This window comes from Thermodesulfovibrio sp. (assembly GCF_049969575.1).
Lineage (GTDB): Bacteria > Nitrospirota > Thermodesulfovibrionia > Thermodesulfovibrionales > Thermodesulfovibrionaceae > Thermodesulfovibrio > Thermodesulfovibrio obliviosus.
This window is the reverse complement of the sequence record NZ_JBMFOO010000041.1, coordinates 3,833-11,115: the sequence shown is the minus strand read 5'-3', so window position 1 is coordinate 11,115 and position 7,283 is coordinate 3,833. Positions and strand designations below refer to the sequence as shown.

Here is a 7,283-nt window from a genome sequence, read left to right as displayed (position 1 = left end):
ATAACCTGAAATTGCCTACAGATAAATTAAGCGAATTGTCTCATTTAAAATCTATCTTTATGAAAAAGCTATAGTTTTTACTAAGATCAAGACCTTATTGAAAAAATGATAATTGTCATGTGGAGCATTGGAGTATAGGCAAAAGGTTTGGATATTTAAGAGAGTTCTTGAGCGACCTGCCTGCCTATTTGGCAGGCCTGTATGCCGTAGCACAGGCAGTAAAATATGATTTTTATGTGAAGCAATAAGTATGAAAATTTAAGGATAGCCAAAAAACTTTTTTGAAAATTTTGATATAATTTAAAAAAGATGCTTGAGGGATAAATAATTCTCAAAATTTAATTTGGAGGTGTAAAAATGATTGACAGAGAAAGGCTTGAAGAAGAAATAAGGCAGGTTGCCTATGAACTCTATGTTAAAAGCGGATGCATTCCAGGAAGAGATCTTGATAACTGGCTTGAAGCTGAAAAAATTGTTATGGTTAAATACGGACTTATAGGACAAGAGGAAGAGTCTCAAACTGCTGAAGCAGAAAAGGAGGATAAACCTAAAAAAAGAGGCAGAAGAGTTTGTAAGACAGGCTCTGCAACAAAAAAAGGTAAAAGTAGAGGCAAAAAATCATGAAAGAAGCCTTATTTTATGAACAACTCTCTGATGGAAAGGTAAAATGTGGAGCTTGTAATCACCATTGTATAATCTCTCCTCAGGCAAGAGGCATTTGCGGAGTCAGGGAAAACAGAGAGGGCAAACTTTACAGTCTTGTCTATGGAAAAATAATTGCCTATCACATTGATCCCATTGAGAAAAAGCCTCTTTTCCACTTCTATCCAGGTTCTGTATCCTATTCAATTGCTACAGTTGGATGCAATTTCCGCTGTCTTCACTGCCAGAACTATACAATTTCTCAATATCCAAGGCTTTATAAAGATATTCCTGGTGAAGACTTCACACCCGAAGATGTGGTAAAGGAAGCAAGAGCAAGCGGCTGTAAGAGTATTTCCTACACCTATACTGAACCAACTATATTTCTTGAGTTTGCCTATGATTGCATGGTTTTAGCTCATAAGGAAGGAATTAAAAATGTATGGGTAAGCAATGGCTACATGTCAGATGAAGCTTTGAGATTTGTTGCACCCTATCTTGATGCAATAAATGTTGACCTTAAAGGAGACGATGATTTTTATAAAAAAATCTGCGGAGCAAGGCTTGAGCCTGTAATGAAAAATATAAAACTTCTTAAAGAACTTGGAGTATGGGTTGAGGTAACAACCTTGATTATTCCTGAACTCAATGATTCAGAGGAATTTTTAAGAAGTATAGCCCGTTTTCTCGTCTCCATTGATCCTTCAATTCCATGGCATGTAACTCAATTTTATCCAACATATCAGCTCACTGATAAACCAAGAACACCTGTTGAAACATTAAGAAAAGCAAGAAATATTGGTTTTGAAGAAGGACTTAAGTTTGTTTATACTGGAAATGTTCCTGGTGAAGGTGGAGAAAATACTTGCTGCCCTAAATGCAAAAACATTGTAATTGAAAGATTTGGTTATTTTATTTCAAAAATAAATACATTAAACTCAAAATGCATGAATTGTGGCACAGAAATTAACGGAGTTGGACTGCCATAACTACAGGTATGATACCTGAACCTGATTGGGAAGTTGTATTAAAAGAAGCAAAAGAATGTAAAAAAGTTATAGTCATTGGGAGTGTTGATTCTGGAAAATCTACCTTTATAAAATATTTAATAAAAAATCTTAATCTTGAAAAGCCATTAATTTTTATTGACTCTGACATAGGTCAAAGCAGTATCGGTATCCCGACAACCATTGCTCTAAAATATTACAAGAAGGAAGAGGCAACTAAGTTTGAAGAAAAATCTCCTCTTATAGATTTTGATAAAATTTATTTTGTAGGAGCAACAACTCCATCAGTGTGTCCCCAGATATTTTTAGATGAATTTAAAAAAGCTGCTGAGTTCGCTGAACACTTAAATACTACTACATTAATTGACACCACTGGATTAATATCAGCAGAACAAGGAAAACAACTAAAGCTACGAAAAATTGAAATCTTCAAGCCTGATCTGGTTATTGCCTTTAACAAAAATGGAGAGATTGACCACATTATAAATGAAATCAAATCTAAAGTAATAACCCTGAAGCCATCCAGTAGGATTATACCAAGAAATTCTGCCCAGAGAGCAAGCTATAGACTATCTAAATTTAAAAAGTACTTTGAAAAATTAGAAAGTTTTGCTTTGGAAAAAAGACTGCTTAAAAAACAGCAAATAACAGAAAATCTTGAAGGAACAATTTTGGGCATATTTAATTCCGAAGACTGCATTGCCTTAGGAATACTTGAAGAAGTAACAAAAGAAAATGTTATATTTTCATCTCCTCCAATTGACTTAAAAAATGTTACGCACCTTAAAATAGGCTTTGTTAATTTAAAAAATACATTTTTAAGTGATTAAATTTTATAGCCTATTTTTCTAAGAAATCCCTTTCTATGCTCTCTATCTTCAGTTTTTTCTACACCTTTCGGGCTTGCTCCATCAATTACTCCGAGAATTCCTCTACCAAGCTCTGTTTCTGCAACTATTACCTCAAGAGGATTTGCGGTTGCACAATAAATGGTGCATACTTCCTGACACATTTTTATTGCGTTTAAAACACTTATTGGGAAAGCTCCTTTCATAAGAATACAAAATACATGACCTGCTCCTATGTTTTGAAGATTGCGAATGCAAACCTCTCTTAGCTCTTCATCGTTTGCTTCAGAACGGATGAGACATGGGCCTGAGGCTTCTGTAAAGGCAACTGCAAATTTTGCATGGGGAATATGGGTTGCAAGAATTTCATAAAGGTCTTCAGCAGTTTTTATAAAATGAGTCTGTCCAAGAATTATGTTGCATCCTTCTGGAATTTCAACTTTTATAGAGTGAAGCTGCATATGCCACCTCCTCTTTTTATGTAATTATATCATATACTTTTTTTCTTGCCAAGCCAGTTCTGAAGCCTATCCATATAAAGATAAAACACGGGTGTAACAAAAAGGGTAAGCATTTGTGAAAAAAGCAAGCCTCCAACAACTGCAAGACCAAGTGGCTGGCGAACCTCACCACCTGCTCCAATTCCAAGCGCAATTGGAAGCGCTCCAAACACTGCTGCAGCAGTTGTCATCATTATTGGACGAAATCTTATAAGACAGGCATTATAAATTGCTTCCTGTGGTTTCATGCCTTCATTTCTCTGAGCATGAAGTGCAAAATCTATCATCATAATTCCATTTTTCTTAACAAGTCCTATAAGCATGATTATTCCAACAAAGGCATAAATGTTTAATTCAACTCCAAAGACAAGCAAAGTAACCAGAGCTCCAAAACTTGCAAAGGGAAGAGCAGAAAGAATTGTAAGTGGATGGATAAAGCTTTCATAAAGTATTCCCAAAACTAAATAGACAACAAATACTGCAACAACAAGCAAAAACCACAGTCCTTGAAAAGACTCTTTAAATGCCTGCGCAGCACCCTGAAAGCTTGTCATTATTGTATCAGGCAGTGTTGCCTTTGCAACTTTCTGAATTTCAGTAACCGCATCACCAAGAGAGACATCTGGCTTAAGATTAAATGATATTGTTACAGAAGGAAGCTGGCCTGTATGATTAACAGTTAATGGACCAATGCTCTGGGATACAGTGGCAACAGAATTAAGTGGAACAAGCTCTCCCTTTGATGAACGAATATAAAGCATTGAAAGTGCTGAAGGGTCTTTCTGATACTCAGGCTTAAGTTCAAGAATAACCTGATACTGATTATTTGGAGCATAAATTGTGGAAATCCATTTGCTTCCGAATGCTGACCATAGAGCATTTTCTATCTGATCTGCTGTAACACCTAAAGACTCTGCTTTAGGCCGATCAATTTCTATATTAATTTGCGGAGTTTTTATCTGCAAATTTGATGAAATATCCTGAATAATTGGAATCTGCTTCATTTTTGCTTCCAGAATTTGAGCATAATAATAAAGCTCCTGAAGATTGCTTCCTGAGAGAGTAAATTGATAAAGAGCTTTTGTAAGAGTCCCTCCTATGCGGATTGTTGGAGGATTTTGAGGATATACTTTAAGCCCTGGGATTGAATTAAGCTTTGCTCTAAGCTGTTCAATTAGTTTATCTACATGGGGTCTTTCTGATGAAGATTTCAAATGCATAAACATTCTTCCATTATTTAGAGCAGGAGATGCAGGACCAGGTCCCACAGCGGTCATAAAATCCTGAACTGATGGTTCTTTTAAAATGATATCTGCCAGCTGTAGCTGATGTCTCACCATCTCGTCAAAGGATATGTCTTCTGATGCTTCAGTAATTACAAAAATCTGACTCTTATCTTCACTGGGAAGAAAACCAGTAGGAATCCTCGTAAAAATGTAAACCGTAAGAAGAAGAATGCCTGTAGAGCCAATCATCATTAATTTATGATGCTTTAATGACCATCTTAAAGCCACTTTATAAACATTAACCATCCACTCAAAACCTTTTTCTAACGCATTATAAAGTCTACCATGTCTTTGATTTTCCACTTTAATGAATCTGCTACACATCATTGGGGTGAGCGTCAGAGAAACTAATCCTGAAATTAAAATTGCAACAGAGATGGTTACAGAAAACTCCTTAAAGAGTCTTCCAATAATTCCACCCATAAAAAGCACAGGAATAAAAACTGCCACAAGTGAAAGAGTCATTGAAAGAATTGTAAACCATATCTCCTTTGAACCATTTAAGGCTGCCTGAAAGGGCTTTTCTCCCTTTTCAACATGCCTTACAATGTTTTCAAGCATAACAATTGCATCGTCAACTAAAAAGCCAATTGAAAGAGTAAGTGCCATAAGAGAGAGATTATCAAGGCTGTATCCGAGAAGATACATAACAGCAAATGTTCCAATTATTGAGATTGGAAGGGCAACAGAAGGAATTACAGTAGCTGAAAGTCTTCTTAAAAAGACAAAAATTACCATTACCACTAAAAAAACAGTAAAAAGCAGAGTAAACTCCACATCTCTTACAGATTCTCTTATTGATTGAGAACGATCATAAAGAAGATTTAAAGAAACACTTGCTGGCATCTGTGCTCTAAGCTCTTCTACTTTCTTCTTTACATCATCAGCCACCTTAACTGTATTCGTTCCAGGCTGTCTGTAAATTGCAAGAACCATTGCTCTCTGAAGTTTTCCTTCACTTCCGTACCATGCAGCGAGTTTATCGTTTTCAACACTGTCAATAGCCTCTCCAATATCCTTAACTCTTACAGGAAAGCCTTCTTTACTTTTTACAATCAGTTCATTATAATGGGAAGCATTCAGAAGCTGTCCTGTTGCCTCAATTGTAAATGCTTGATAATCACCATAAAGTGTGCCTGTAGGAAGCTCAACATTACCCTTTTTTATTGCCTGTTCTACCTCATCAATTCCAATTCCTCTGCTTGCTATTTTCTGTGGTTCTATTCTTACTCTAACAGCATATTTTTGAGCTCCAAATATCTGAACTTGTGCCACTCCATTTACCATTGAAATGTTTTGTGCTAAAAGTGTATCTGCATACTCATGAAGCCTGTAAAGAGGCATTGTAGGAGAAGTAATTGCGAAATAAAGAATTGGCATATCAGCAGGATTAACTTTATTGTAAGTAGGAGGAGTTGGCATGTTTGAGGGAAGATTTTTACTCGCCCTTGCAATTGCTGTTTGGACATCCTGCGCTGCTGCATCTATATCTCTGTTTAGGTCAAACTCAAGAGTTATCTGGGTTAGCCCCTTTGCATTGACAGAGTTCATTGATTTTAATCCTGAAATTGTAGAAAACTCTCTTTCAAGAGGTGTTGCAACTGCTGATGCCATTGTTTCCGGAGAGGCACCTGGCAGCGAAGCTGAAACAAGTATTGTAGGAAAGTCAACATTGGGAAGTTCAGCTATTGGTAGATAACGATATCCCACTACTCCAAAGACAACAATAGCAACCATTAAAAGAGTTGTCATTACTGGGCGTTGGATAAAAAGCTGAGAGAAGTTCATTATTTTTTGATCTCCACTTTTACTCCAGGTGTTAGTCTCAACTGTCCATCAACAACAACAATTTCTCCAGCATTAAGTCCTTTTTCAATTACTACATCATCGCCAAATCTCAACCCAGGGGTAACTTCCCTTATTTCAGCAGTTTTATCCTCTTTAACAACCCATACATACTGACCTTTTTGACCTGTCTGAAGAGCTCTGTATGGAATTACCACTGCATTTTTCTTAACCCCCAAAGTTAAAACAACATTAACAAACTGTCCGGGCCAGAGCATTTTATCTTTATTGGCAAACTCAGCCTTAAGTTTGACTGTTCCTGTTGCTACATCAACAGCATTGTCAATAAAAACAACCTTACCCTGTGCAGTATAGCTGGTATCAGTACCTTTAACAACAACTTCTGTTTTAAGCAATCCCTGAGACATTGCTTTCCTTATTCTTAAAAGCTCTTGTTCTGGAACTGAAAAACGGACAAATATTGGAACAATTTGATTTATTATAGCAATCTGAGTGTCATTTGCCTTTATCATATTTCCTGGATGAACAAGCAATGAACCAATTTTGCCATCAATTGGCGAATAGATATAGCAATAATTAAGTTGCAATCTTGCATTTTCAAGAATTGCCTGGTCTGCTTTTACAGTTGCTTTAAGAGATTCATAAGTTGTTCTTATTTTTTCATACTGTTGTCTTGAAACAAGCTCTTCTTTTACAAGTTCATCATACCTTTCAAGATCAGCACGAGCAAATTCAAGCTGTGCTTTGTCTCTTAAAAGATTTGCCTCAGCCTGTCTTACAGCTTCTTCAAATGGTTTTGGATCAACCACAAAAAGAAGTTGTCCCTTATGGACCTCATCTCCCTCTTTAAAGTTTGCTTTAATAAGCTGTCCTTCAACTCTTGATTTTATTGTAACTGAAGAATAAGCCTCCACATTCCCTATTGCTGTAATCTGAACTGGCACATCTTTAATAATTGCTTGAGAAACAATAACAGGAACTGAAGGCATGTGCTTCTGTTTAGGAGATTTTGAACAGGAAAAAAGAAGAAAAAAACAAAAAATCAATGAAATTATTTTCATTGTATTCATTTTGCCCCCTTAGAATATCAGCATGTAAGCACTTACTAAGATATAAAAAACACAAGGATTTTGTCAATGATTTAAAATTTTATACAAACATCTTGTTTTAAGTTTAATGATATTTATAGAATAA

The 7,283-nt window shown here is 35.9% G+C and carries 6 protein-coding genes; 3 read left to right on the top strand and 3 right to left on the bottom strand.

All coding sequences use genetic code 11. From position 1 onward, the window contains the following. Positions 1-357 precede the first annotated feature (357 nt). Genes ACP5O9_RS08350 through ACP5O9_RS08340 form a run of 3 tightly spaced genes read left to right on the top strand, consistent with a single transcriptional unit; the run spans position 358 to position 2,479 of the window. Entirely contained in the window at positions 358-624 is a 267-nt protein-coding gene (locus ACP5O9_RS08350) for a DUF2934 domain-containing protein (RefSeq protein WP_353686919.1), read from the top strand. Next, the gene (gene amrS / locus ACP5O9_RS08345) at positions 621-1,631 is read left to right on the top strand and encodes an AmmeMemoRadiSam system radical SAM enzyme (RefSeq protein ID WP_424904726.1); all 1,011 of its coding nucleotides are present in this window, start codon (positions 621-623) and stop codon (positions 1,629-1,631) included. Before ACP5O9_RS08350 ends, amrS begins: the two co-directional genes overlap by 4 nt. An 8-nt stretch (positions 1,632-1,639) precedes the next feature. Then, a complete protein-coding gene (locus ACP5O9_RS08340) occupies positions 1,640-2,479 on the top strand; it encodes a polynucleotide 5'-hydroxyl-kinase (RefSeq protein WP_353686917.1) in 840 nt (279 codons plus the stop codon). Here ACP5O9_RS08340 and ACP5O9_RS08335 read toward each other — a convergent pair. From ACP5O9_RS08335 to ACP5O9_RS08325, 3 genes are read right to left on the bottom strand one after another with little or no spacing between them, the layout of a single operon-like run. After that, positions 2,476-2,958 carry an adenosine-specific kinase gene (locus ACP5O9_RS08335; RefSeq protein WP_428723820.1) on the bottom strand — a complete coding sequence of 161 codons (483 nt, stop codon included), beginning with the start codon at positions 2,956-2,958 and terminating at the stop codon, positions 2,476-2,478. The two genes, ACP5O9_RS08340 and ACP5O9_RS08335, sit on opposite strands and share 4 nt — an antisense overlap. Before the next feature lie 29 nt (positions 2,959-2,987). Beyond that, complete coding sequence (locus ACP5O9_RS08330) at positions 2,988-6,071, bottom strand: efflux RND transporter permease subunit (protein WP_428723819.1); 3,084 nt, start codon at positions 6,069-6,071, stop codon at positions 2,988-2,990. Continuing rightward, positions 6,071-7,159 (bottom strand): efflux RND transporter periplasmic adaptor subunit, encoded by a 1,089-nt coding sequence (locus tag ACP5O9_RS08325; RefSeq protein ID WP_353686914.1) that lies wholly within the window; start codon positions 7,157-7,159, stop codon positions 6,071-6,073. The genes ACP5O9_RS08330 and ACP5O9_RS08325 overlap by 1 nt, the downstream gene beginning before the upstream one ends. Positions 7,160-7,283 lie beyond the last annotated feature (124 nt).